The sequence below is a fragment of the Mycobacterium sp. genome (genome assembly GCF_008709575.1).
In the GTDB taxonomy this organism is placed as follows: Bacteria; Actinomycetota; Actinomycetes; order Mycobacteriales; family Mycobacteriaceae; genus Mycobacterium.
In genome coordinates this window covers 1-731 of the sequence record NZ_VYIK01000297.1, presented here as the reverse complement: position 1 = coordinate 731, position 731 = coordinate 1, and the positions used below count along the sequence as shown (strand labels likewise).

The 731-nt window shown below is 68.1% G+C and carries 1 protein-coding gene and 1 pseudogene; one reads left to right on the top strand and one right to left on the bottom strand.

What is annotated here, in order from left to right:
- Positions 1-146 (bottom strand): annotated as a pseudogene (locus tag F6Q13_RS18565) (NAD(P)H-quinone oxidoreductase); the annotation flags it as partial.
- Positions 147-211: 65 nt separating this feature from the next.
- On the opposite strand from F6Q13_RS18565, the gene F6Q13_RS18560 reads away from it, so the two are divergent.
- Positions 212-715 (top strand): MarR family transcriptional regulator, encoded by a 504-nt coding sequence (locus F6Q13_RS18560; protein WP_293059664.1) that lies wholly within the window; start codon positions 212-214, stop codon positions 713-715.
- The last annotated feature ends 16 nt before the right edge of the window (positions 716-731 follow it).

Genomic DNA, 731 nt, shown 5'->3' with positions numbered 1-731 from the left:
GGGTAGCGGCCGGCGGCTTGCAGCAGATCGGCCCGATTCACTCCGGCGGCGCTGACCCTGATCAACACTTCGCCGCGACCCGGCGTGACGTCGGGCACCTGCTGCCAGGACAGCTGATCGGCTGATTCGGCGACGATGGCGAGCATGATCGATACGCTACTACCTGCGGATTCCCGCTGTTTAACGACGATGCGTCGCCTAGCATGACGGTATGCGCGGCCTCGGTGCCGGCCGGACAGCCGGTGCGATGCCAGGGCTGGACATCGCCGAACAGAAGTCGTGGCAGACCGTCGTGGATGCCGCGTTGCGGTTGTATGCGACGCTCAACCGGGCCCTGACCGAGGCGCACCACCTGTCGCTGGTCGACGTCCGGGTTTTGGACATGCTCGACAGCGCGCCCGGCGGGTCGGCGCGGATGGGTGATCTGGCCGAAGCGCTGCCGTCGTTGCCGAGTCGCCTGACCCGACAGATCCGCCGCTTGGAGCTGCATGGCTTGGTGCGGCGCGAGGCCAGCCGCGACGACCGGCGCGGGGTGATCGCGGCGATCACCGAGGACGGCCGCGCAGCGGTGCACCGGGCCATGGTGACCTACGCCCAGGGTGTGCGGACGCATTTTCTCGGTCAGTTATCGCCTTCGCAGGTCGCCGCGATGGAGAAGAACTGTCGGCGGATCAGCGCCGCGTTGCGACCGTCCGGTCGAATGCGGCGCGGGTGAGCCTCCTACGCATGAC